General features: G+C 41.8%; 29 protein-coding genes and 3 pseudogenes. 17 read left to right on the top strand and 15 right to left on the bottom strand.

Features of this window, described 5'->3' with window-relative positions; genetic code table 11:
• Positions 1 to 87 precede the first annotated feature (87 nt).
• The 4 genes from LC586_RS06405 to LC586_RS06390 are packed head-to-tail and all read right to left on the bottom strand — an operon-like array spanning position 88 to position 1,178.
• The gene (locus LC586_RS06405) at positions 88 to 468 is read right to left on the bottom strand and encodes a PIN domain-containing protein (RefSeq protein WP_229483762.1); all 381 of its coding nucleotides are present in this window, start codon (positions 466 to 468) and stop codon (positions 88 to 90) included.
• Positions 465 to 749, bottom strand: a complete 285-nt coding sequence (locus LC586_RS06400; RefSeq protein WP_229483761.1) for a hypothetical protein — start codon at positions 747 to 749, stop codon at positions 465 to 467. The genes LC586_RS06405 and LC586_RS06400 overlap by 4 nt, the downstream gene beginning before the upstream one ends.
• Positions 746 to 967: a hypothetical protein gene (locus LC586_RS06395; RefSeq protein WP_229483760.1), complete on the bottom strand. Its 222-nt coding sequence runs from the start codon at positions 965 to 967 to the stop codon at positions 746 to 748. Before LC586_RS06395 ends, LC586_RS06400 begins: the two co-directional genes overlap by 4 nt.
• On the bottom strand, positions 960 to 1,178 hold the full coding sequence (locus tag LC586_RS06390; protein WP_229483759.1) for a hypothetical protein: 219 nt from the start codon (positions 1,176 to 1,178) through the stop codon (positions 960 to 962). Before LC586_RS06390 ends, LC586_RS06395 begins: the two co-directional genes overlap by 8 nt.
• A 78-nt stretch (positions 1,179 to 1,256) precedes the next feature.
• Between LC586_RS06390 and LC586_RS06385 the strand changes: the two genes are divergently transcribed.
• From LC586_RS06385 to LC586_RS06370, 4 genes are all read left to right on the top strand, one after another.
• The gene (locus LC586_RS06385; protein ID WP_229483758.1) at positions 1,257 to 1,523 is read left to right on the top strand and encodes a type II toxin-antitoxin system ParD family antitoxin; all 267 of its coding nucleotides are present in this window, start codon (positions 1,257 to 1,259) and stop codon (positions 1,521 to 1,523) included.
• Complete coding sequence (locus LC586_RS06380; protein ID WP_229483757.1) at positions 1,523 to 1,825, top strand: type II toxin-antitoxin system RelE/ParE family toxin; 303 nt, start codon at positions 1,523 to 1,525, stop codon at positions 1,823 to 1,825. The genes LC586_RS06385 and LC586_RS06380 overlap by 1 nt, the downstream gene beginning before the upstream one ends.
• Positions 1,826 to 2,035: 210 nt before the next feature.
• Positions 2,036 to 2,299, top strand: a complete 264-nt coding sequence (locus LC586_RS06375; protein WP_229483756.1) for a hypothetical protein — start codon at positions 2,036 to 2,038, stop codon at positions 2,297 to 2,299.
• Positions 2,280 to 2,687: a type II toxin-antitoxin system VapC family toxin gene (locus tag LC586_RS06370; protein WP_229483755.1), complete on the top strand. Its 408-nt coding sequence runs from the start codon at positions 2,280 to 2,282 to the stop codon at positions 2,685 to 2,687. Before LC586_RS06375 ends, LC586_RS06370 begins: the two co-directional genes overlap by 20 nt.
• A 391-nt stretch (positions 2,688 to 3,078) precedes the next feature.
• Here the strand turns inward: LC586_RS06370 and LC586_RS06365 are convergent.
• Positions 3,079 to 4,155, bottom strand: a pseudogene (locus tag LC586_RS06365) (IS1634 family transposase); the annotation flags it as partial.
• A 340-nt stretch (positions 4,156 to 4,495) separates the two neighbouring features.
• Positions 4,496 to 5,692 (bottom strand): glycoside hydrolase family 10-like protein, encoded by a 1,197-nt coding sequence (locus LC586_RS06360; RefSeq protein ID WP_438822873.1) that lies wholly within the window; start codon positions 5,690 to 5,692, stop codon positions 4,496 to 4,498.
• Between the two features lie 215 nt (positions 5,693 to 5,907).
• Between LC586_RS06360 and LC586_RS06355 the strand changes: the two genes are divergently transcribed.
• The 3 genes from LC586_RS06355 to LC586_RS06345 all read left to right on the top strand — a co-directional run bounded on the left by LC586_RS06355 (position 5,908) and on the right by LC586_RS06345 (position 7,791).
• Positions 5,908 to 6,126 (top strand): hypothetical protein, encoded by a 219-nt coding sequence (locus LC586_RS06355; protein WP_229483753.1) that lies wholly within the window; start codon positions 5,908 to 5,910, stop codon positions 6,124 to 6,126.
• Complete coding sequence (gene bchI, locus LC586_RS06350; RefSeq protein ID WP_229483752.1) at positions 6,126 to 7,250, top strand: magnesium chelatase ATPase subunit I; 1,125 nt, start codon at positions 6,126 to 6,128, stop codon at positions 7,248 to 7,250. Before LC586_RS06355 ends, bchI begins: the two co-directional genes overlap by 1 nt.
• Before the next feature lie 244 nt (positions 7,251 to 7,494).
• Positions 7,495 to 7,791: a hypothetical protein gene (locus LC586_RS06345; protein WP_229483751.1), complete on the top strand. Its 297-nt coding sequence runs from the start codon at positions 7,495 to 7,497 to the stop codon at positions 7,789 to 7,791.
• Between the two features lie 118 nt (positions 7,792 to 7,909).
• Here the strand turns inward: LC586_RS06345 and LC586_RS06340 are convergent, their stop codons facing one another.
• On the bottom strand, positions 7,910 to 8,998 hold the full coding sequence (locus LC586_RS06340) for a nucleotidyltransferase domain-containing protein (RefSeq protein ID WP_229483750.1): 1,089 nt from the start codon (positions 8,996 to 8,998) through the stop codon (positions 7,910 to 7,912).
• A 385-nt stretch (positions 8,999 to 9,383) separates the two neighbouring features.
• The gene (locus LC586_RS06335) at positions 9,384 to 9,617 is read right to left on the bottom strand and encodes a Nif11-like leader peptide family natural product precursor (RefSeq protein WP_229483749.1); all 234 of its coding nucleotides are present in this window, start codon (positions 9,615 to 9,617) and stop codon (positions 9,384 to 9,386) included.
• A 548-nt stretch (positions 9,618 to 10,165) separates the two neighbouring features.
• On the opposite strand from LC586_RS06335, the gene rplU reads away from it, so the two are divergent.
• The 4 genes and pseudogenes from rplU (at position 10,166) to LC586_RS06315 (ending at position 13,080) form a co-directional block, all read left to right on the top strand.
• Positions 10,166 to 10,573, top strand: a complete 408-nt coding sequence (rplU, locus tag LC586_RS06330) for a 50S ribosomal protein L21 (protein WP_229483900.1) — start codon at positions 10,166 to 10,168, stop codon at positions 10,571 to 10,573.
• Positions 10,574 to 10,603: 30 nt separating this feature from the next.
• Positions 10,604 to 10,900, top strand: coding sequence for a 50S ribosomal protein L27 (rpmA, locus tag LC586_RS06325; protein ID WP_099099325.1), 297 nt, complete (start codon positions 10,604 to 10,606; stop codon positions 10,898 to 10,900).
• 453 nt (positions 10,901 to 11,353) lie between these two features.
• The gene (locus LC586_RS06320; protein WP_229483748.1) at positions 11,354 to 12,070 is read left to right on the top strand and encodes a molybdopterin-dependent oxidoreductase; all 717 of its coding nucleotides are present in this window, start codon (positions 11,354 to 11,356) and stop codon (positions 12,068 to 12,070) included.
• A pseudogene (locus tag LC586_RS06315) lies at positions 12,067 to 13,080 on the top strand (NADH:flavin oxidoreductase/NADH oxidase). The gene LC586_RS06320 and the pseudogene LC586_RS06315 overlap by 4 nt, the downstream one beginning before the upstream one ends.
• Before the next feature lie 263 nt (positions 13,081 to 13,343).
• Here the strand turns inward: LC586_RS06315 and LC586_RS06310 are convergent.
• Entirely contained in the window at positions 13,344 to 13,757 is a 414-nt protein-coding gene (locus LC586_RS06310) for a hypothetical protein (RefSeq protein ID WP_181373946.1), read from the bottom strand.
• Between the two features lie 403 nt (positions 13,758 to 14,160).
• On the opposite strand from LC586_RS06310, the gene LC586_RS06305 reads away from it, so the two are divergent.
• A complete protein-coding gene (locus LC586_RS06305; protein ID WP_229483747.1) occupies positions 14,161 to 14,727 on the top strand; it encodes a PadR family transcriptional regulator in 567 nt (188 codons plus the stop codon).
• Positions 14,728 to 14,875: 148 nt separating this feature from the next.
• On the opposite strand, the gene LC586_RS06300 is transcribed toward LC586_RS06305, so the two are convergent.
• The 3 genes from LC586_RS06300 to LC586_RS06290 form a co-directional block, all read right to left on the bottom strand.
• Complete coding sequence (locus tag LC586_RS06300) at positions 14,876 to 15,583, bottom strand: CAP domain-containing protein (RefSeq protein WP_229483746.1); 708 nt, start codon at positions 15,581 to 15,583, stop codon at positions 14,876 to 14,878.
• 352 nt (positions 15,584 to 15,935) lie between these two features.
• Complete coding sequence (locus tag LC586_RS06295) at positions 15,936 to 16,637, bottom strand: CAP domain-containing protein (protein ID WP_229483745.1); 702 nt, start codon at positions 16,635 to 16,637, stop codon at positions 15,936 to 15,938.
• Between the two features lie 70 nt (positions 16,638 to 16,707).
• On the bottom strand, positions 16,708 to 17,832 hold the full coding sequence (locus LC586_RS06290; RefSeq protein ID WP_229483744.1) for an acyltransferase family protein: 1,125 nt from the start codon (positions 17,830 to 17,832) through the stop codon (positions 16,708 to 16,710).
• 118 nt (positions 17,833 to 17,950) lie between these two features.
• Between LC586_RS06290 and LC586_RS06285 the strand changes: the two genes are divergently transcribed.
• Positions 17,951 to 18,409, top strand: a complete 459-nt coding sequence (locus tag LC586_RS06285) for a peroxiredoxin (RefSeq protein WP_229483743.1) — start codon at positions 17,951 to 17,953, stop codon at positions 18,407 to 18,409.
• 84 nt (positions 18,410 to 18,493) lie between these two features.
• On the opposite strand, the gene hpf is transcribed toward LC586_RS06285, so the two are convergent.
• Positions 18,494 to 19,138 (bottom strand): ribosome hibernation-promoting factor, HPF/YfiA family, encoded by a 645-nt coding sequence (gene hpf / locus LC586_RS06280; RefSeq protein WP_229483742.1) that lies wholly within the window; start codon positions 19,136 to 19,138, stop codon positions 18,494 to 18,496.
• Between the two features lie 632 nt (positions 19,139 to 19,770).
• Here hpf and lipB point away from each other — a divergent pair.
• Both lipB and LC586_RS06270 read left to right on the top strand, forming a co-directional pair.
• Positions 19,771 to 20,451, top strand: coding sequence for a lipoyl(octanoyl) transferase LipB (lipB, locus tag LC586_RS06275; protein WP_233715492.1), 681 nt, complete (start codon positions 19,771 to 19,773; stop codon positions 20,449 to 20,451).
• Positions 20,452 to 20,813: 362 nt separating this feature from the next.
• Positions 20,814 to 21,014 carry a hypothetical protein gene (locus LC586_RS06270; RefSeq protein ID WP_229483741.1) on the top strand — a complete coding sequence of 67 codons (201 nt, stop codon included), beginning with the start codon at positions 20,814 to 20,816 and terminating at the stop codon, positions 21,012 to 21,014.
• Between the two features lie 78 nt (positions 21,015 to 21,092).
• Here LC586_RS06270 and LC586_RS06265 read toward each other — a convergent pair whose 3' ends face one another.
• Both LC586_RS06265 and LC586_RS06260 read right to left on the bottom strand, forming a co-directional pair.
• Positions 21,093 to 21,848, bottom strand: a complete 756-nt coding sequence (locus LC586_RS06265) for an amino acid ABC transporter ATP-binding protein (RefSeq protein ID WP_229483740.1) — start codon at positions 21,846 to 21,848, stop codon at positions 21,093 to 21,095.
• Positions 21,849 to 22,260: 412 nt separating this feature from the next.
• A complete protein-coding gene (locus LC586_RS06260) occupies positions 22,261 to 23,154 on the bottom strand; it encodes a LysR family transcriptional regulator (RefSeq protein WP_229483739.1) in 894 nt (297 codons plus the stop codon).
• A 177-nt stretch (positions 23,155 to 23,331) separates the two neighbouring features.
• On the opposite strand from LC586_RS06260, the gene LC586_RS06255 reads away from it, so the two are divergent.
• Entirely contained in the window at positions 23,332 to 23,616 is a 285-nt protein-coding gene (locus tag LC586_RS06255; RefSeq protein ID WP_229483738.1) for a hypothetical protein, read from the top strand.
• Positions 23,617 to 23,620: 4 nt separating this feature from the next.
• Positions 23,621 to 23,989: pseudogene (locus tag LC586_RS06250) on the top strand (glutathione S-transferase N-terminal domain-containing protein); the annotation flags it as partial.
• Between the last annotated feature and the right edge of the window lie 119 nt (positions 23,990 to 24,108).

Genomic DNA, 24,108 nt, shown 5'->3' with positions numbered 1-24,108 from the left:
CCTTGTTTTAATGTTCTGCCACAAATCGGCTGCAACAAACCTAGATAAATGACCAACATTAGTTGTTGCGATGCCTACGGCGGCAAGCTACGCAACATCTGCACCGATAATAGTTACAGCTTGGGCTACTAAAATTATGTCACCGTCAATTGTCTTATCACCAGCAGTTGGTTGTCCTTGTTGACGAGCTTGTGCCCAGAATAATGCAGCTTGATGCATTGCAGTTGTTGTGATGGGTAAATATTCTAGAAGTTGATTTAACTCATCTAAACGAGCAATACCTTTAACTTTGTTTGCCCGTAATAATTCTCGCCGCACTTCATAATCGGCGATTTCAGGAATTATAACTCGACTGCCAGAGGAAACAAGTAGTTGCAGCCATTGAGTACAAGCAAGGCTTTCAACTGATAGCTTTGGATTTGTGACTAAACCTAGTGGCCCTGAATCTAACAGAATAACCTGACTCACCAAGTGATACCTTTTAACTCAACAGGGAATAATTTCCGATTAGATAAACGATCCTCATCTAAGGCGTGAATTAAGTACTCTCCTGTTTCTTGCTGCTCATCAGCATCACCTTCATCAATCCAAGACTGAAGTGCATTGACTAACTTAGACTGTTTCTCTTTTGGCAGAATATATTCTTGCAAAATCTGCAAAGTATATGTTTCAACAGAAAGCCCTTGCTGTTTAGCTTCTTGTGCAAGATACTGTTCTAATTCTGGTGGCAAGTTAAGGGTTAAGGTCATAAGTCTCTTTTGAGTGACACCATACATTTTAAACCTGCTTCCAGCCTTAACCCGATTTCGTAGCGCAATACGTTGACACTAGAACCAGTATCTAGCAAGCCTGATACACTTACACAACGATTCTGATAAGTTAGAATTAGCGGTAGATAAGGTAGCGTACTTAATGCACCGAGTTCTGGATTTATCACAGTAAATGCAAATCTAACTTTATCAACCATGTGTTGCCGCTTTTTCTTCTGCTAATGCCTTCGCTAAAACAGCAGCAGCTTCAAAAGAATCATATAAGCCAAGACTTGCTACTTTGTCCTCAGCATCCAATGAGACTAAACTTGATTCCTTTAATAATTCGGCTGCCAGGAAATGTATTAGTAAGAGTTTATCAGTGTGGGATAATTCTTTAACTAGCGGTATGAGTTCGGTAAAAAGCATAAGTTAAGGCTTTAATGAATTTAGATAAATTTTAAAGCATAGTTTGGGAACGCTCTTAACTAACTAGGGATAAAAATTATGAACATCCAACTTAAAGCGGAATACGAGCAATTTATACAAACCCGAATTGCTACAGGTAGATATGAAAATGCTGAAGATGTGATTGCTAAAGCATTGAAACTGCTGGAAGAATGGGAGAAGGGTTATCAGGAATGGGAAGAAGAAACCCAGAAAAAAATAGCTGTTGGGCTTGCTTCTATTGAACGTGGAGACGTACTAGATGGTGAAGTTGTGATGGCGCGACTGTCAGAAAAGTTACGCAAAGCGCGTGAGACTCAAGGATAATGGAATATTTTATTGCCAAAGAAGCAAGCCAAGATTTAGACGAAATTTTGGATTATTTTCTAGTTCGCAATATTAACGCAGGGGAAAAATTTATTCAAGGATTTAATAAGAAGTGCCAAAACATAGCTCAATTCCCGAATATAGGACGAAGTTACGCCAAGTTTGATCCAAGCCTTAGAGGAATACCTTTAGATGGCTACATTATTTTTTATCGAGTTTTTGAAAATAGTGTTGTAATTGTGCGGGTAATTAGCGGTTATCGGGATTTAAAATCTATATTTGCAGATGTGGACGATGAATAGATTTTTGAGTTGTCCAACTTAGACTGTTTCTGTTTCGGCAAAATTTATTCTTGCAAAATCTGTAAAGTATATGTTTCCACAGAAAGCCCTTACTGTTTAGCTTATTGTGCAAGATACTGTTCTAATTCTGGTGGCAAGTTCAGGGTTAGGGTCATAAGTCTCTTTCTTGTATTAAGATTAAAAATTGGAAAATCAGGAGATGATTAGCTAATGAACCATTCTGAATGGAGAGTTAAAGTCTTAGAAGAAGTGCAGCAAGTCCCAGATGCTAAGTTAGCACAGCTCTATGAGATGATTCACGGATTTAGACTTAGCTCAGAAACTAACAGCCACAACGCTGCTGCTATCATGCAGTTCGCAGGTAGCTGGAGCGATATGTCAGATGAAGCATACGGCGAATTTTCAGACGAGATTGCTATCCGTCGTCAGCAAGCATTTTCTCAAAGACGAAACCGTGAAACCAGCATTGATTGATAGTGATATTTTGTCCTTGTTCTTCCGAGGCAATACCAATGTAGTAGCTCAGTTTCAGACTTACTTGATAACCTATCGTCAAATCAACATTAGTATCATCACTTATTACGAAATTCTCAGCGGCTTAAAGCACCGTGATGCCCAAAAGCAACTCGCTTTGTTTTTGGAGTTTGTCGCCCAAAATACTGTCTTACCCCTTACTGAACAATCAGTCACCCTATCCGCAGATATCTACGCAAACTTGCGGCTCCAAGGGATTCCCATCGACGATATTGACTTGCTCATTGCTGGGGTTGCCATTGCCAATAATCTAGTTATGATTACTCATAATCAGCGTCATTTCGGTAGAATTGAAGCACTAGAGTTGCAAGATTGGAGTCAAGCTTGACGTGCTTTGATTGCGATAAAAGTTACCCTATCGATTTTATGCAGCGATCGCAGTACCATCATAATATATAAAAGCATATAGCGATCGCAATACCATATCCCCCACTTTAGATATTTTAGTTCTGTAGAGTGCGTTACGACGCAAAATTAGCACAGGGTGAAATCTTTGCTAATCGATATTTATGCAGCGATCGCAGTACCATCAGAATGGAATAGCGATCGCAATACTATATCTCTAGGTTAAGACGATGAGGAGTTGCACTGGCGATCGGGGTTAGTTTATCAAGGAAATCAGGCAAAAATACTATAATTTGTGAGAAGCGTAATTTATCCTACTCCTAAAGACGCAAAATGGCAGATGTATCCTTGGAACCCCACATTCCGCAGGTTAGTTAAGAAAGAAGATAATATTTTCGACAAGGGGAACCAAAAAACTGAAGAATCAATTGCCTTTCCGGGGTTAAGTTAGCAATTTGCTTGATTTGGTCAACTGTAAGCAAATGAATCGACATAAAACATTGAAATACCCAGCGCAAAGTAGGAGTAGAAGTCGGTTTACCCAATTGATTATCAATAGTTTTTTTCGCCCTTTCCAATGCCTGGCGTAGAGCTTTTTGACCCAAACTATAAACCAGCAGACACAAACCCATAACCATTGCTAATGCAGCAACTCGCTCAGTTGAGTTGAGGAAAACACTGGAAGTAAAAAATAAAGGATCTTTAAGAAATCGGAAACCCGGCTCAGTAGACTGTTGTGCCTTGTATTCACTTAATACATCATCATCGGTAAGTGTATTGTCATCAAGGACATTCGTTGCCAAGATAAATCTTCCGGCTCGTTTGGTTTCGACGGCGATGGCAGTTTCCTTTGGTGCTAGTGAAGCATCAACTTGATAGTAAAAGATAGGGGAAGAATTTTTCCCGGGTCTGCCACGTCCAGTATATTTTTTCACCTCCTTGACCTGGATATCAACTAATTGGTGTAAGGACAACTTAGAACTGAGCCGTTGTGCAGCAATCAGAGCATCTTTTGAGCAAGCGAATTCTTGGTTTAACAACAGCCGAAGTTCCGATTGGGCTTTTGATAATTGCTTAGCCAAACGTTTTTCCAACTGCTTGAGGTCGGCATCTTTTCTAGCTTGACTTTCAACTACTAACCAACGTTGTTGTATACCACCATACTCACTACAAATTGGTGCTATCTCATACCCAGGTATTGCACTGTCATTGAATGCTTGTTCTGGGATGTTCTCTAACAGCATTTTGGCCGCAGTTAGGGTGCCTGGTACTCTTGATACCCAACGAAGTTGTTTCATTTGTTGCAAGTTTTCTTCAGTGTAAAGTGCCGCATCTGCAACAAACAAAGCATCTATCTGCCACTGCCTTTGAAAATCAGTGATTATGGTAGCAAACATCGCTGAGTCCGATTCATTCCCATCTCCAACTCTCAGGTATAGCGGGATGTCTCCGCGTAAAAACCTTAATTTCTAGTCCAGTAATACCAATTCACGAAAACCTTGATACATATAGATTATCGTAGGGGCATGGCATTGCCCATTGGTGTCAACTTAACGCAAAACTCATGTCCCACAAGGAACTGAAGTTCCTTGCTAATAGCTCAAGTCATCTAAAGATGACTAAATAATCCGAAAAATCTTTAGTCTACTTCAGTAGACTTTAGCTAAAAGCCAAAGAAATTCATTTCTGGGCGGGCGTGGAAGCCAACAGATAAGCGATTTTTCGCTTAAGTTGACACCAATGGGCAAAGACAAGCCCTTACTAGCTATAACATAATCTTCAATAGAAAAGTTATTCAACTTTGGCGCGGAGTGCGGGAGATCGAAAGAGAGTCGCAAATCCAGCTTGGCGCTCGTTTAAAGGTTCTAGAGCATCGTTCCAAAGACTTTCATAATAAAAGAAGGTTACGCCTAAACCGCGTTCTTGGGCAGCCCGCACCTGAGACTTAATTTGCTGCATGGGAACTGGATTATTTCGTAACCCTGTCATAATGCCAATTCCAGTTGGAATTATTTGTTGCGCTTCTTGAATTTCTGCGCGGGAAATATTAGCTACAAAACTTTGCAGATCCGGACGATAAATTTGCACAATTAACTCGTCTACAATATTTAGCCGAATCCAACTTAGCCAATCTTGCAGGTGAAACTTGTAAGCAAAATCATAGTAATTAGGAGAAACAGAGAAAATCGCCTGGGGTTTTCTCTGTTTTACAGCTTGGTTAAGTTGTACCATGAAGGCCGTAATTTTATCTGCCCGCCACTTTACCCATGCCGCATCTTGGGAATTAGTTGGCGGAGGATTCTTCGTTTCTTTGGTGTACAAAGCAACTGTATATTGGTCGTAACCAAATTCGTGAGGCAAACTCATGTGGTCGTCAAACTGAATGCCATCGGCATCATATTGAGTGACAGTTTCTAGCACGAGATTGGTGATGAACTGTTGCACTTTTGGATGGAACGGATTGAGCCACATCACCTCACCAGCCGCACTGATTGAAGTTTGGCTACCATCCCGCTTTTGTGTGAACCAATCAGGATAATTCTGTGCCAATTCTGAAGTTGGGGGAGCCATGAAACCAAATTCAAACCAGGGAATTACTAGCAATCCTTTGCGATGGGCTTGGTTAATTAGGTCTGCAAGAATATCATGTCCATCTGAACCTTTGGAGACAAAAGGTTGAATACCTGCACGTTGTGCGATCGCACTAGGATACATTACATAGGCAGAATTCCACACCACAGGATAGATGGTGTTGAAGTTCATCCGCCGTAATTGACTTACCGCATCCTGCACTTTATCCCGATTTTTAAGGGTGTGAAAATCATTAGTGGTCATCCAAACCCCGCGAATTTCCTGACGGGGTATCTGTGCGATCGCAGGGGTGAAACTGTCTACCAACAATACAGTAACAAAGGATATTAAAATGAGAATCGGAAAAAAAGACTTGAGTAATCGCTGCCAACTTTGAACAATAAAAGGTGATTTCATAAATTTGAATGATGCATTAGCTACCCACACACGCCATTGCTCGTTTTTATGATTGAATCTACTAACCATATAGTCTACAAGTATTTATGCTTAGTATTGAATTAATGAGTTGGTAGTTGTTCGTTCCCTGCTTATAGAACTTTTGCACCAGAAAAACTAAAGCAGACAAATTAAGATAGTTGACGCAGCTAGTAGGCATTTGTGCCCAATAGATATTGGTATGGGCATTGGGCATTGGGCATTGGGCATTGGGCAGAGGGGAAAAACTTACTGCAACATCTCCCTCATCTCCCTCATCTCCCTCATCTCCCTCATCCCCCTCACTCCCTCATCTCCCCCTACCTCCCCTGCCCCCTGATCTTCACATTCCCCCACACCCCACCTGTGTCACAATAGAGAACTGTAATAAGAAAAATATTGTTAAGGTAATTTAGTGAGTCCAACTGCTCAATCCACGGCAAGTGCGCGTCGCGTGGTATTTCCTTTTACGGCAATTGTGGGCCAGGAAGAAATGAAACTGGCGTTGCTATTGAACGTGATTGACCCCAAAATAGGTGGTGTAATGATCATGGGCGATCGCGGCACCGGGAAATCCACAACTATCCGGGCGCTGGCGGATCTGCTGCCAGAAATTTCTGTGGTTGCCAATGACCCCTTCAGTAGCGATCCTAGCGACCCTGACTTGATGAGCGATGAAGTCCGCCAACTATTAGAACAAGGGGCGGAAATTCCTGTAGCTCACAAAAAAGTCCAAATGGTAGACCTGCCGCTAGGAGCTACAGAAGACCGAGTTTGTGGCACAATCGACATTGAGAAAGCTTTATCTGAAGGTGTCAAAGCCTTTGAACCGGGACTACTGGCAAAGGCTAACCGGGGCATTCTCTATGTGGATGAAGTCAACTTACTAGATGACCACCTCGTAGACGTGCTACTAGATTCCGCCGCGAGTGGATGGAACACTGTAGAACGGGAAGGTATTTCTATCCGTCACCCAGCACGTTTCGTTCTTGTGGGTTCTGGAAACCCGGAAGAAGGCGAACTACGCCCGCAACTGCTTGATCGCTTTGGGATGCACGCAGAAATTCACACCGTAAAGGAACCAGCCTTGCGGGTGCAAATCGTGGAACAACGGGCGGATTTTGACCAAAATCCTCCAGTATTTCTCGAAAATTACAAACCCCAGCAAGAAGCACTGCAAGAGCAAATTGTCAATGCTCAACAGCTTTTGCCAGAAGTGAAAATGGACTATGAACTACGGGTGAAAATTTCTGAAGTCTGCTCAGAACTGGATGTAGATGGTTTGCGGGGTGACATTGTTAGTAACCGCGCCGCCAAAGCCTTAACAGCTTATGAAGGACGTACTGAAGTTACAGTTGATGATATCCACCGCGTAATTACGCTATGCTTGCGTCACAGACTGCGGAAAGACCCCTTAGAATCGATTGATTCTGGCTACAAAGTCGCCAAAGTTTTTAGCCGCGTCTTTGGGGTTGAATTACCAGAAAGTGATATTGCACAAAAAAACGGCACAGGTCAAAAGTTAGGGGCAAGGGGTTAAAAGTTAAGAGTGAGGAGTTAAAAGTAGAGACGCGATTAATCGCGTCTGTACAGGAGTTAGAAGTTTTGAATGGAAAGCTGCTTCATAACTCACAACTTTAATTCCTCAGTCAAGACTTGAGTATATAACTCACAACTCCTAACTCAGCATTCAGCACTGACTATATAACTCCTAACTCCTAACTCATAACTCCTAACTCCTAACTCCTAACTCCTAACTCCTAACTCCTAACTCAACACTGACTATGAGATTTTGGTCTTTTTGGTTCAACAGCTTTGTTCTATCTAGCCAATACAACCCGCCCAGGTTTGTAGAATTATTAATGCTCTTATTAGCGATCGCACTGCTTGCAATAGCCAGTATTTTACCAGATAAGCCCTATTTAATCTTAGGCTTGAGCTTAGTAGTTGGGGCATCTATTTCTATCTTAGTGCGGGAAGCGATCGCGCCCTCACCCCAGACGCGAATTACCCAACTAACAGCATCGCTATTGCTCATCATCAGCCTCTATGGTTTTGCTGATTTAATGTACGCTCTATAAAATTAGTTATGAGTTATGAGTTATGAGTGAGAAATTAATTAGAAACTCCTAACTCCTGTACAGACGCGATTAATCGCGTCTCTCCTGTACGCGATTAATCGCGTCTCTCCTTTTTCATTTACCAATTCTGCATTTCCACCAATTCCATACACAACTCATTAATTTGCTCTAAATCAGGTTTGTGAGGTAAAGCAGATTGTTCGTAAACAATTTCCATTTCAGAGACCAAATCTTCTGCCTTTTTCATCACCTGCTCATAAGAATACTCACCTTTTAAAATAGCTTTTAAATCCTCAAAATCACCAGCTATTCTCCTATCTACAATCACTTCACCTCGCCGCAATATTTCTACTCCACTGCGTAGCAATCTAATGCAGTGCATCCCATGTTTGAGGTCAAAACCCGACTTTCTTTCCATTTCTGCCCTAGCCGGATTTCTATTTTCCTGCCAAGATAAGTAAGCCTTCCATTCTCTTAAAGCTATTTGATAACTTTGGCTTTTCTGAAGTAGGCGGATAAAATCTTTACGGCTATTGGTTAACTTTTGGGTATATTCCAAAGTTTCATCTGGCAAAGTGTATTGTTTCAACACGCCTTTAAAATCAATATCTGCCGTCAGCAATTGATATAATTGTTCCGCTTCTTCCAAAAACTCAATCCGTCCTCTGATTAAATTATAAAGATACTCCAAAAAAGCATTTAACTCATCTTTGCTAAGGGGTGCTTCGTCTTCTATGGCGAAGTCAGATGGTATTGGTTTTTTTTGCGGTGGCTTTAACAACCATTTACGATGAGTTTCCATTTTTTTGATTTGGGCAAAGGCATAACCAGTGTAAGTATGTTTTACCTTCTTGCTCAAAAATAACTGTTTATGATTAATTAAATGCTGTCCGACTGCGTTTAAAAAAGGATAGTTATTTAACCAGAGCAATTCTAAGACATTGGGATTCGCGCCCGCTAATAACTGGAGGATTTTTCTTAATTCATATATAACTGTGTCTTTGTTGCCATCAACGAATGGAAATATTCCTGGTTCATCCCAACCAGCATCTTTTTGTTCTATGTGATCAAATCCTAAGTAATACCTTTTGGGTGCGATAAATACTCCCCGATAATCAAAGTCTGAATCAGGACGATTTAAACCATAGCCGTGGCTACCTGTCAAACCAATTAAAATAGTTCTTTGCTCAACTTCTATTCTTTCCATATCACCTGATTAAAATATAGTCATCCTAACTCATGAGTTAAGCAGGTGGGAAGTGAGTGGGAAATGGTGATGCAAAGGAACAGAATAACAATCCCCATACAATACGGTTCGGTTAAGAATATTTGTAGGTTGGGTTGAACATTCGTGTTACCCAACAAACCCCAGAATATGTTGGGTTTCGTTCCTCAACCCAACCTACACATTTTCATTTTTTGGGTTTAACCGAACCGTATTGAATCCCCATACCCAATGACCAATGACTAATACCAATAGTTGTTTAGTTTAACAAAAATGCCCCTAAAGGAGATGATGCAACGCTATCCCCTTGAGGAGCAAAACTTATCAATTCAGTTGTTCCTATAATTTCGGTTTCCTAGAACAGGAATTATCTAGGATTAATGTGCCGTCTATTCCCCCATCCTGGATTAACAATGGCGGCTAAATCTTCTTCAGACAATTTGCTAATTTCATTGTCCAGTTCTTCGACGCTGAAATCATAGCCACGCTCTTGAGCAATCTTGACGAAGGCTTCTGGATTAGCTGTTGCTTTGAGTCTTTGCTGTAGTGCTTGATCTTGTTTTACGGCTTCAAAAAGTCGGGTAGCATTTTGCTGTGTCATGACAGTCTATCTCCTGTTTTAAATATCAGGTTTGAATCTAGTAATTTGACTCCTGTGAAATCACTAAATTTTAGTGAAGAACCTTTAGATTAAGAGTGTAAGTTTAATTTTAAAACAAAGAAGATAATTGTGTAGATTCTGATAAGAAAATATAAGTTTTAATCTAAATATTTCTGCTCGTTTATAAAAGTCAGCCCTAAGATGGAAGCAGTATTTAACTAAATACAGCAGATTGCAACAGGCGTGAGGTACAGATAATTGTAGGGGCACAACATGTTGTGCCCCTACCCGTGTACTTCATTTACCTGAAATACGCTGTAACATTGATTTTGAATTATCAATGCATTTTACATTATTTGCGTGGGTGATTCAGTCATAACGACTTTTGGCAAATAAAAGCTTGACTTGACACCTGTTCATAAAATAGTATGTTAGATTGTCTGTCTAATTCCTGCTCGGATCAGGTAGACATATTACAAAAGCTGGCTGCATCGTCTCTACACGAGATAAAAACCAGCTACCTGTACGGCAACCTCAAGGACAATTCCATGACCTACGCGATTATTGAAACTGGCGGCAAACAAATACGAGTAGAGCCAGGGCGGTTTTACGATATTGAACTGCTTGCGATCGAACCAGATGAAAAAGTTACAATAGACTCTGTATTACTCGTGCAGCACGATGGTGAAGTTACCATTGGACAGCCACTAGTGACAGGTGCAACTGTAGAAGGCACTGTAATGCGACATTACAGAGGTCGTAAAGTCTTGGTATACAAGATGAAGCCCAAAAAGAAAACCCGCAAAAAGCGGGGGCATCGTCAGGAAATTACCAGACTTATGATTGACTCCATCACCCTTAATGGTGCAGTATTTGCTTTCCAAGGAGAAACGGAGAAGGAAACCCCCGTTTTAGATGAGACTCCTGCCGAAGAAGTTGAAACTGCTGCTGAATAATAATAAAGAGAAGATACACAAGAGGAAATCATGGCTCATAAGAAAGGAACAGGTAGTACACGCAACGGTCGTGATTCTAATGCCCAACGTCTGGGTGTTAAGCGTTATGGTGGTCAAGTTGTACGTGCAGGAAACATTCTCGTGCGTCAGCGTGGTACCAAATTCCACCCTGGTAACAATGTCGGTATTGGTAGCGATGACACTCTTTTTGCCTTAATCGACGGTGTTGTAATGTTTGAGAGAAAGGGCAAAACCCGTAAAAAAGTTAGTGTTTATTTACCCATAACTGCTGCTGAGGCAGCTCCTGCTGAGGCAGTAGCAAGTTAAAGTAGTTAGGGTGGGCACTGTTACCCACCCTAATTGCTAGTTAGCGATCGCATGTCCCAGGCGTTGCTTAAAAGTCGCTTTGTTCCTCTGTTGCCGATAGATTATTATCAGGAGCATGAAAGCGCAGATATTCTTCAATAACAAAATATTACACAAAGAAATTGGGTTGCGTAGCTCGCCGCCGTAGGCATCGCATATTAAGTTTTAGTTTAGGAATAAGAATTAAATAACATACAATTTCTGTCCCTGGCTTACCTCACCCTCAATCCCTCTCCGATATATTGGAGAGGGAAGCTAGATAATTGATGAAGTTTTGCATTTTATTTAATCCACTTTCCTTAGTGATTTTATCACTGTCCCCACTGTCATACTATTTACAATTCCTCAATCTTTACTTGCGCTAAAGCTAGGAAGCATCCGTCTAGTTAAGTCTATGTTCCTGTAGAGGTACTTATGAGTCTGATTCTTCCCAAACGCACCCTATCCCGTCGCCGATTACTGCAAGTATCTGGACTTTCAGGGGTAGGCTTTCTTTTAGGTGGCTGTGGGACAAATTTGTTCTCAGATAATCTGCGGCAAATATCTGAGCCATTAAACCAACGTCTTGAAGCACTCCTGCTAAGTCAAAAATCAGTACCGGAATTTCCTGTTAGTGCCATAGAACCAGACAAATTGCTGATTAATACCTTTGACTTCACCCCGCAAATTGATCCGGCGCAGTTTCGCCTGATGATTGATGGCGAGGTTAGTAACCCGATGCAATTGAGTATGGCAGATATTCAAAAACTCCCCTTGACTTCAATGGTAATTCGCCATGTGTGTGTTGAAGGCTGGGCTGCGATCGCTCAATGGGGAGGCGTGCGATTACGAGACTTGGTAACGCTGGTACAGCCTAAGTCAAATGTCCGCTATGTCTACTTTAAATCTGCTGATGGCTACTATGAAAGCTGGGATATTGCCTCTGCTGTACATCCCCAAACTCTCATGGCTTATCAAAAGAATGGACAACCTTTATCAGTTGATAATGGTGCGCCTATGCGTCTAGCATCCCCAATTAAACTGGGCTACAAGCAAAGCAAGTGGGTGACTCAAATTACATTCGTCAGCAATTTGTTACCTCGTAAAGGCTATTGGGAGGATCAGGGCTATGAGTGGTTTGCTGGGTTATGAGGGAGCAGGGGGAGCAGGGGGAGCAGGGGAGGCAGGGGAGGCAGGGGGAGCAGGGGAGTCGGGCTGCTGGAGGCACTCATCTGATTGTAGTGGAAGCTACAGCCGTGACAGCCCAAGGGCGAATCACCCCCGGCGATCTTGGTCTTTGGGACGACATGCACATCGAGCCACTAGCTAGGATTGTACGTTTCCTTCGTGAGCAAGGAGCGATCGCAGGGATTCAATTAGCCCATGCTGGCCGGAAGGCGAGTTGCAATGTTCCCTGGCTGGGTGGTACACCGTTAACACCTGAAGAAGGCGGTTGGACTGTAGTCGGGCCAAGCCCAATTCCGTTTCAAGAGGGCGGCCCCGTTCCCATAGCCCTCGATGAGGCTGGGATTGAAGAGGTGATTGAAGCCTTCGTTGCCACAGCGTAGCGTGCCGTTCAAGCGGGCTTTCAGATTATCGAAATCCATGCGGCTCATGGATATCTACTGCATTCCTTTCTTTCGCCGCTAAGTAATCAACGAACAGATCGTTACGGAGGTTCGTTGGAGAACCGAATGCGTTTGTTACTGGAGGTGACAAGACGAATCCGAGAGATTCTGCCAAGCGGGATGCCGCTTTTTGTGCGCCTCTCTGCTACCGACTGGGTAGAGGGAGGTTGGGATCTCAAGCAGTCAATGATATTATCCTGTGAACTAAAGGAATTAGGCGTTGATTTAATCGATGTTTCCACAGGAGGCTTAGTCCCTCATGCCAGGATTCCGGTGCAGACAGGTTATCAAGTGCCTTTTGCTGCCAAAATCCGAGAAGAGGCTGGGATTAGGACTGGGGCTGTGGGGATGATAAAGGAGGCTGAGTATGCCAACCAAGTAATTACTCGTGGATGTGCGGATTTAGTTCTCATCGGTCGAGAAATGCTCCGCGATCCATATTGGTCGATTCATGCACGTTGCCATTTGGATGAGGAACCTAACTGGGCTTTGCCCTACGGCTATGCAGTTAAAGAACGGAGACAGGGGAAATAAATCTAAACAGCAGGTGTTGCGATCGCAATAGACATCTCCGAAAAAGAAAGAATTGTTTTGACGTAGCAATGCTACGTCTCTACAAGGGTTGTAGATAACGCATATTTAATTTCTGGAGATGTCTAATCGCAATGACAGTTTTCATGTATTTGAACCACATTTGTTGTAAGGGTTTAGCATTGCTAAACCCCTACCGCGTGGTCTATTTACCTGAAAATAGCTGTAAGCCCCAAGTCTTGCCATGTCACTTTGACAGGGCTACCTTAAACCTTAGACGTGAGAAATCTTGATATTTCTGCATGTGCCAACACAGCAGCAGGTTCGCGCTGGAGAGCGTTGTAATACTTTCTCTCGAAGGTATTGCCCGTCTCTAACGGTATAATCAGCGTGCGGACATCAGCAATCAACTTTTCAAAATCCTCTATTGCTATCGGTTCATCTGCTTCGAGCATTTCATCAACTTGCACAACCATCTCAGAAATGCGATGTAGCCAAGCAAATTGTTCATGAGCGATAACTAGCTGAAGTAGTTCTCCGCTTGATACTCGTCCACTAACTTGTTCGTAGGCAATGCGTTCTGTATCCAACAACATCTTATGAAGGTGGAGTAATTTATTTCGTAAATCACGCAGATATTGATGTTGACGTATTCTTTGTGAAAGTGTGTTAGAAGTCAATGTTACCCATCCTTTCGTTACGATAGTCTTCAATGGCTTAAATGATTGCTGCGTCAGTATTCATCACGAATAGACTGTAGCGAACAACTAGTTTGTTGAGTCATACGCTAGCGATGAGGAGCATATCCAATGATGGCGTAGCAAGATCCCCGCAGGTTTACGGCGGGAGCGGCACTCAACATACATCGCCACTTCCTCACTGTCTTGTGCAAACAGCATCATTAGCTATCTGCCCAACCTCAGTTCATGTATTCAGTTTCCTTGTTAAGACGCATGACAATCAACATATTTTTTTATAACTGTTGTATCTTATATTTGATTACTCATATATTAGCATAAACTTATAAGAAGTACATAGTGTAGAACCTATCGGGAAAATATCAATTATGGGAAAACTGTCTTAATGTCGCTAGCATACGTAATTCTAGGTCTTCTTCAGCAGCAGGAAATGACGGGCTATGACCTCAAAACGAGCTGCTTTGATCAATGCATTGCCCATTTGTGGCCAGCAGACCAGGCACAAATTTACAGAACTCTCGATAAGCTAGTTGAGCAAGGCTGGATTACCTGTACAATTGAGATTCAGCGCGATCGCCCTAACCGCAAAGTCTACAGCGTAACGGAGCCAGGAAAAGCCGAATTCGCCCGATGGCTTGGAACTCATCAGCCCTTGCCGACTGTACGAGAACCAATGCTAGTCCAGTTGCATTTTGCAGATCAGTTGCCAAATGAAACTATCGTTTACCTACTGGAAGAACAATTAGCGGCTCGAAGCAAAAAGCTTGCTGAATGTGAAATCATTGATTTGCCATCACTTGGTGATGAGTCTGCCAAGCGTGAGCAAGTAATGCAAAGGCTTGTGCTGGAGTTGGTGATCCGAAGAGAACAGACTTATATTGATTGGTTGAAGATAGCGGTCAATGTTATCAGTCACCAAAAGCCTTATGCATCACATTATCAGATTCTTTGACACTCCCTAGCACTAAAAAGACGGGGATTCCTGTTTCAACCGTCTTCTTTAGGATGATTGGTTATCTTCTGTTTAGATACGTCCACAGGCTTACACTGTATACTTTGAACTAAAGTTCAAAGCAGGGAGAGGTTAGTGGAACTCACGTTTACGTTTTTTCCTGATACCCACCAGCGTAATCAATTACACAAATTGTTCTATATGATTTGTGGGTTCCATAAGCAACACCAGACACTTTAAAAGCGCCGTTAAAAATGTTTGTTCTATGACCGCGATCGCGCACACCATCATCAATAATTAATTGCATGACAATATCTTGGGCGGTGTTTGGGCCATAGCTGATATTTTCGCCTGCGGTTGTTTGCCATTTACCATAGCGGTTGATGCGAGTAAAGGGGTTGCTACCATCGCTACCATTATGACCTGTAGCACCTTTTGGGCCTTGGTCTTTAACATGGTCTCTTGCTCCTAAAGACATACCTTTAGATGCACTCAACGCCCCTACAGGACGTGCTGATTTCAAAAATGCGATCGCCTCATCAACTGCTTTGACTCCTTCTTGAGTTCGCAAATAGGTATTATTAGAAATTTTGACTCGGTTCCCCTGGAAGCGCTTTTTATAGTTTTCCAAAATCGGGAGATATGACTTGGGATTTGTTCGTACCTTATTTGTTTCAACAATTACCTGTTGTTCCAGTGGTGAAAGATAACTTGCCTTTGCTAATAAAGTTGGACTCGTTGGTTGAACTACTGCTGGGTTAGAGTTTGCCACAGACGGGCTAGATTGAAACAGTTGATTTGAGCAGCCGAAAATCAGGGCAACTGGCAAAAGTACCCAAAATTTAATGCGATGCATTCATTACCTCACAATTTTTTCTATGGATTAATTTAGTGAATTAGAAAAAATAATAATTTTCAACACACAGAGAAGTTTGTAGACACTTCTTTATTCGGAATTTTAGAAGCGGCTGTTACACATCAGAACTTCGATCAGCTCCTTAAGAAGAACGGAAATGAGTTGATCAAGAGTATAGATAACGCTGCGCTCGTCTTTGTTCCTTGAGTGTTCAAAAAGGATTACTTAATACCTGTTGTAACCTAGTTAACATTGTAACGTAAAGGACAAAAAATATTTTTACTTTATTACGCCTGCTTTTAAGTACAATAATTCAGAACCTTCGGTATTTGTCCCCACTTCCTAACTCAAATTATTTATCCCTATACCCACCAGCGTAGTTAATTACACAAATTGTTCTATATGATTTGTGAATTCCATAAGCAACACCAGACACTTTAAAAGCGCCGTTAAAAATGTTTTTTCTATGACTGCGATCGCGCACACCATCATCAATAATTAATTGCATGACAATATCTTCAGCAGTGTTGAAGCCATAAGTGATATTTTCGCCTGCGGTTGTTTGCCATTTACCATAGCGGTTGATGCGAGTAAAGGGGTTGCTACCATCGCTACCATTATGACCTGTAGCACCTTTTGGGCCTTGGTCTTTAACATGGTCTTTTGCTCCTAAAGACATACCCTTAGATGGACTCAATGCTCCCACAGGAGGTGCTGATTTCAAAAATGCGATCGCCTCATCAACTGCTTTGACTCCTTCTTGAGTTTGCCAATAGGTATTATTAGAAACGTTTACCAGGTTTCCCTCAAAGCGCTTTCTATAGTTTTCTAGAATCGGGAGGTATGATTTGGGATTTGTTCGTACCTTATTTGTTTCAACAATTACCTCTTGTTCCAACGATGAAAGGTAACTCACTTTTGATAAAGTCGGACTAGTTTGTGGAACTACTGCTGGGTTAGAGTAGGCTACAGATGGGTTAGATTGAAACAGTTGATCTGAGCAGCAAAATATCAACGCAATTGGCAAAAACACCCAAAATTTCATGCGACGCATCCATTACCTCACAATTTTTCTATGGATTAATAGTTTGAGTGAATTAGACAAAATTAGGACTTACGCAAATTTACACTTTGAGAAACCAGCGTTGGCGATACATCAGAACACCAACAGCCCACCACAACAACACGGTGACTATGGCGAAAAACAGGGAACCATTCAAAACTCCCGCCCAAGATACGAAAAAATTCTGGTAAATCCAATTGTAAGTACTGGGAGCATCTTTGCCTGTGCCGATAGTGGTTCTGACTAAGATTTTAATCAACAAAACGGATGGAACGAAAAGTGCGATCGCATTTAAGCCCATAATTTCAAAAGGTTTACTCCAGCGACGATTCAGCCGGACTTCGATTAATTCATAACAAGCTGCTAGCAAAAGTAACGCCCAACCACTAGTAAAGATTACATAAGAACTTGTCCACAGCTTTTTGTTGATGGGGAATGTCCACCCCCACGCCCAACCGATAATTAAACAACCAACTCCAAATAATGCTAACCCGATACTTGTGCGTGACTTGACAGGTTGACTGCGTATCCATTGACCAGTGAAGTAGCCAGCGAGGACACTTACTATCGCGGGAATAGTACTGAACAGTCCCTCTGGATCTCCCATAAAGTTGAAACCATCACCTTTATATAGATGTGCTTTGGGAATAATCAAACGGTCAACATAAGCGCCGAAATTACCTTCTTGCGTCAGAACTCCTGCGCCAAAATCGGGTACTGCTACATACATCATTGTTAGCCAGTAGCCGATGAGTAGCACTGCTGCCAGTATCCATTGACCTTTACGCGGAAGGTTGAGAACTATTAAGGAAGCCAGCAGATAGGTAATGCTGATGCGCTGCAACACTCCCATAATGCGGATAGTACTCAAATCAAAAGTCCAAATACCTTGATTCCAAAAGCCATTTAGTAGCAATCCCAAGGCAAAGAGAATGGCGGCGCGGCGTAAGATGCGCCAGTAAATAGCTGAGGTTGTATTACCTTCGGTGTACTTTGACAGCGAGAAAGTCATCGCTACACCAACAATAAACAGAAAGAAAGGGAATACCAAGTCAGTTGGTGTGCAACCGTGCCAATCGGCGTGGGCTAAGGGAGAATATACATCATCTGCGACTCCCGCCATATTGACGAGAATCATCACAGCGATGGTAATGCCGCGAAAAACATCTAGTGAAGTCAGGCGCATAGGCGGAATTTTATGTTAGCTGAGTATCCAAGCTACCCCGCTTGATGCAGGTAATCAAGCAAAATTTATAGACTTGGATACAAGGTAAAATTTTGTTAAGTAATTACCATCACTCGCTATGCCAATTAAAGTTGGAGATACCGCTCCTAATTTCACTTTACCCGCTCAAAACGGCTCAACAATTAGCCTCCAAGATTTTCGCGGCAAAAAAGCTGTTGTCCTATATTTTTACCCCAAGGACGACACACCCGGATGTACGGCTGAATCCTGCGCCTTTCGCGATCAGTATGAAGTGTTTAAAAACGCTGGCGCTGAAATTGTCGGCGTGAGTGCTGACTCCAGCGAATCTCACCAAAAATTTGCTGCGAAATATAATCTACCTTTTACCCTGTTAACTGACAAAGGCGACCAAGTACGGAAGCTATATGGCGCAACAGCAGCCTTTGGCTTATTCCCTGGTCGCGTTACTTACGTTATTGACCAACAGGGAGTTGTGCAATACGTCTTTGATTCAATGTTTAACTTTAAAGGTCATGTTGAGGAAGCGCTGAAAACTTTGCAACAGATTGCGAAATAGGGAAATGGGCATTGGGCATTGGGCATTGGGCATTGGTTCTTTCTCCCTCATCTCCCCATTCCCCATGCCCCATGCCCCATTCCCTTATTTAGAATGCAACTTTTCCGGCATGACAATATTAGCCTGGGTTGACTTCCCATTCTTGCCGTTAGTATGACCGTTACCATTGCGGGGATGGATCACACCATAACCGCCGTGGTTGCGTTCATAAATTACATTAATCTCTCCAGTTTCAGAATTGCGGAACATATAAAAGTCGTGCCCTACGAGTTGCAGTTGTTCCAGGGCTTCTGCAAGAGTCATCGGCGGCATGGAAAAATATTTCGTGCGAACGACTTCGTTGGGTAATTCGGGGGTGCGATCGCCAATTAAATCTGTAACTACCGACTCTACAACAACTACTTCTTCTGGTTGGGACTGAGTTTTCTGGTCTTGACGCCGTTCTTTGTATTTCCGCAGTTGACGGGCAATTTTATCTGCAACTAAGTCAATGCTGGCATAGAGGTTTTCGCTGCTTTCCTCAGCACGGATAACGTTACCATTAGCATAAATAGTTACTTCAGCCGCTTGTCTTGTATTAATTCGAGGATTACGGGCTACGCTAAGATGCACATCTACTTCATTTGTAATGCTCTGGAAGTGACTAACTGCTTTTTCAATCTTTTGATGTACATATTCCCGAATCGCATCGGTGATTTCAATATTTTTGCCGTGGATGACAAGCTTCATGTAAACTCTCCCACTGAATATTTAATGTGTGAATTTGCTTTGTATGAAAAGAAATTGCGGTAAGTCTATTACTCCCGCCAAAACAAATTGTGAACTCTTTCTATGTACTGCTGGTAAGCTTTTCTAAACTTACTGCATCTAGGCTTTTGCTCATTATACCCTTGATTTTACTCCTCATCTCTGCGCTGATATCCAATTGGATATCCACCTAGAATTCTTTGGTGAGGAAATTTGAGCAGTAGCTCCTGTAACTGTCTTCTGTGTTAAAACAACGCTTACAGAACTGTTGATAGTTGCTCCTTCTGTGTTCGGTTGAAGTTTGCTTGCTGTTGTTTAATAATACAAGCCTTTGTGGAAATTTGATTCTGTTTTAAATGCAAACTAATGTTATGAGAGTCATCAGCCAGTACATTCGTCTTTATCGTCTTGGCATGATGCTTATTGCAGAGAATTCCTCCTAAAAACCTATTATTGAGGTTGTATATTCAAGCTAGCACTTTGTATTTTCTAATGCATGTTCCCTTGACTTTCCTTTAAAATCCTTTGCAAATCTTGACATTTTTTGATTCCAATTCTGTAATTTGAAATATATTTAGCGCTTAATGCAGTTGATTTTTGGCATAATCCATAGTATGAAAACACACAAAAACCGTTGTTTGTTGTATAACCAAGGATTAATGCCTTACTTAGAAGCTCATGGATGGCAGCGATCGCTCCTGACTGAGCGTATCCATAACCCCAGTCTAGACGACGTATTAATTTTGCTAGAACATCCACCCATCTACACTCTGGGACAAGGAAGCAACTCAGATTTTCTCAAATTTGATATTGACAAAGGTCTATATGATGTGCATCGAGTTGAACGGGGTGGCGAGGTTACTTACCATTGTCCCGGTCAACTAGTGGGGTATCCAATTTTAAATCTGCAACGTTATCGTAAAGACCTCCATTGGTATTTACGCCAACTCGAAGAAGTCATAATTCGCATATTGGCAGTTTATGGGTTGCAGGGAGAAAGAATTCCGGCTTTTACTGGCGTTTGGTTACAAGGGCGAAAAGTTGCGGCTATTGGTATTAAAGTCAGTCGTTGGATTACCATGCACGGCTTTGCATTAAATGTTTGTCCAGATATGACAGGCTTTGAGCGCATTGTACCCTGCGGTATTTCTGATAAACCTGTAGGCAGTTTAGCCGAATGGATTCCAGGTATCACCTGCGAAGAAGTGCGTTTTTATGTAGCACAGTCCTTTGCTGAAGTCTTTGGTGTGGAATTAGTCGAGTCGCAGCCTCAAGGATTTTTCCGGTCTGAGTAAATTCAGCTTGTAATTATGTAATAAATACTATAGTAGTCCTATTTAAATTGTGAGACACTGATGAGAGTTAGGGCTATTTCATTCTATACATAAACCGCCCAGAACTAAAGTTCTTTGGCTTTTAGCTAAAGTCCGTTTTAACGGACTAGAACCTTTCCTCAGTCATCTTTAGATGACTTTCGCTATAAGAGAGGTGAATTTATTCTGAGGCGGGCTAGATGAGAATGAAATAGCCCTGGATGAGAGTAGCCTATATTTAATAGTATGAAAATAACTATTTAACTAAGGTTGTCAAAGCAAAAATTTGATTATTTACAAATTTATCTACTAAATTTTTACGGCACTCAAGCACAACTTTGCGCGTGAATTACTTAAATAATCTCCAGGTATATGCCCCATCGTTAACGTCTCTGAGAGAACGTGATTGGACAGCTTTGATAGAACTATTTGATAGAGACGACGGTGATGAAATTGAAGCCGACATCAACAGGAGTTTGTTTTGGCTGATACCTGAACCTTGTTGGGAAGATGATCCCTTTGATTTCTTGCGTGAGTATCTTTAATGAGTTATGAGTTATGAGTTATGAGTTATGAGTTATGAAAAAACCTTTAATTTACAACTCCTCACTCCTAACTCCTAACTATCTAACGTTGAGGCGACTGAGGAAAATACGTAGGCGATCGCTTTGGGGATTGGTCAGCACTTCATAAGCTGGGCCTTGTTCTGTCACAATACCTTTGTCTAAAAATATCACCTGATGGGCTACTTCTTTTGCAAATTGCATTTCATGGGTGACAACCACCATTGTCATTCCTTCTGATGCCAATTGTTGCATCACTTGCAAAACTTCGCCGACGAGTTCAGGATCTAGGGCGCTGGTGGGTTCGTCAAATAGCATGATTTGGGGATTCATACATAGACTACGAGCGATCGCTACTCGTTGCTTTTGTCCGCCAGAAAGTTGTTCGGGATAAGCAGAGGCTTTGTCAGATAAGCCAACTTTTTCGAGATATAACCTTGCTAGTTGGGCACTTTCCTTCGGTGTTTTTCCCAAGACTTTACGCGGTGCAAGTGTCATATTTTCTAAGACGCTCAGATGAGGAAATAGGTTGAACTGTTGAAAAACCATACCTACTTGTGTTCGTAGTTGCCGCAGTTGGCTATAGTTGAGAGTGGGCCGGGATAAGTTAACTCCGTTGATTATTAAACGTCCTTTGTCAATGGTTTCTAGGCGGTTGAAGCAGCGTAGTAGAGTACTTTTACCACAGCCGGAGGAACCGATAACTGCAACGACTTCTCCCCGGTTGATTTCGCCGGTGATTCCTTTAAGAACTTTTAGGGAACCAAAGTTTTTTTCGATATTGTCAAAAATAATGGCGGGGATAGTATTGTTCATTACTTATGTCAAACTCCTCTACAGTTGATTGTAAGGTTTTTAATGTAGACGTGCAGCAGTCCTAAAAAACGCCTCAGAATCAATTCTGAGGATAATAGGTAAAGTCTTCTAAAGAAGACTAAGTAAGGGTTTTAGTCTACTGAAGTAGACTTAAGCTATTAGCCTGTGAAATTTATTAGCGGGAGATTAAACAGTTGCAAGATATATTGAACGAACCGCAGAGGCGCAGAGGGAGAGAAAAAATAATATGGCTAAATTTAGTTTTGCGTAAAAGCGTAGCGTTTTTAATGCGGCTGAGGCATTAACATTGCAGGGTATTACCAAATTTAATTCGCTACGAATTAATGAAATGCTGTACTAAGCCCGAACGATTGGAAGTCTTACGGCAGTCGCTTAACTTAATTCTTTATTATTAATAAGTGGATTTAGCTAAACTATAAAAATCAAATTTTTTTAACATTTCTAAAAATGTGAACACCGCAGGCACATGCAGAGCATTAGATAGAATTGCAGTTGCAATTACTCTCTTTAACGGTGCAGGTAAACTGTATACCTGCACCTTTGGGGGAATGGGTACAGCTGCTAAACGAGGCATAATAGCTGCTCTCAATCCTTGATTCACCATACTAACGACTGTGGAATCTTCTTGGATGTCGCTAGCAGTATTTATTGGGATTGCTAAAGTCTTCAAGTGGTTGTGAAGAATGCGTTCACAGGGTGTGCAAGGAAGCAAAACAGGTGGATAGGCTGCTATGTCTTCCCAAGTAATTTCTGGACTGCTAATTTTGGTATGTGGTGGTAGTAAAGCTAGATACTCATCCTGAAAAATTTCCCAAGTGTCAAATTCTTCACCAGTTGGTAGACAGGTAATACCAATATCGGTACGTCCGTCACGCAAACACTGTTCTACATCGGTGAAAGCAGGGCACTCTATGATTGTGACAGCAATTTCTGGAAATTGATTATGAAATTGTGCGATCGCTTTTGGTAATAAATGGGTGGCGACGCTACGAAAAGCCGCAATTCGCACATGGCCACCGTGTAATCCTTTATGCAGGTTTGCTTCGTGTTGCATCATCTCTAGATGCTGCATAGCCTGACGAGCATGATACAAAATGCGCTCTCCAGCAGGTGTCAGCACAGCACCGTGACGGCCTCTGGCAAATAAAGGCACACCTAATTCTTCTTCTAAGGTAGCGATCGCATGACTAATCGCAGGCTGGGAAAGCTGCAATTCTAAGGCTGCTTCACTAAAGTTACCACGATCTGCTACTGCAACTATGGCTCGAAGTTGGGAGAATTTCATGGTTAATTGACGACAACAAGGCTATATACATCCTGACTTTATTGTGGCAAAAAGGTTGTATTAGTGATTTTTCATATCTATAAATCCTATTTATACAACGTATGCAAGCCATAATTTGATTCCTAACTGAGATGTTGCTACTGTTTTATTTACTGAGCAACTTTCAGGAATAATTATATGAACAATGACATTAAGTGTCTACCAACAGAAGATACAAGAATAAATTGTAGTCCGCTATTCAAGGAAAAAATCAACTCAAACTTCTGGAAATCTCTGCATAGTATCTGGGAAAATCTTGTCAAAAAACTTCTAGCAGATCCTAACGAATTACAAGTTCGGCAAAAGGTTGATCGCTACGGTAATATCTATTGGCAAGCTTACGACCCTGCAACAGGAAAATCTTTCTCTTCAGGTTCTGAAGCTGATGTGTGTATGTGGATTGAACAGCTTTATAGGTATTAAAAATATGACACAACTAACTTTAGTAATTGGCAATAAAAATTATTCATCTTGGTCACTCCGTCCTTGGCTAGTGATGAAACAATTTGGTTTGGAATTCAATGAAATTCGGATTCCTCTCTACAACAGTCCAGATTCTTCCTCAAAAATTCGGCAATACTCTCCATCAGGAAAAGTACCTGTGTTGTTGCACGAGACGCAAACTGTGTGGGATTCTCTGGCTATTTGTGAATATCTAGCTGAAACGTTTCCGACTCTGCAATGGTGGCCAGAGGATAAGGCTGCAAGGGCATTCACCCGTTCAATCAGTGCGGAAATGCACTCAGGTTTTCAAAATTTGCGTCAGAATATGCCGATGAACTGCCGTAGTGACATACTCCTACACTGACTGAGTACAGTACAGTGTAGGCTTCTCACCAAATCCAGCTATTGCTTCGGATACTCGATGAGCTTTAAGAACCGGATGCCCCACGGCTCTATTTTTTATTACGATAG

Origin of the sequence: Nostoc favosum CHAB5714 (genome assembly GCF_020829495.1) — a bacterium.
Classification (GTDB): domain Bacteria; phylum Cyanobacteriota; class Cyanobacteriia; order Cyanobacteriales; family Nostocaceae; genus Nostoc; species Nostoc favosum.
Note: the sequence above shows the minus strand (reverse complement) of the source record. Positions and strands in the feature narration are given on the sequence as shown.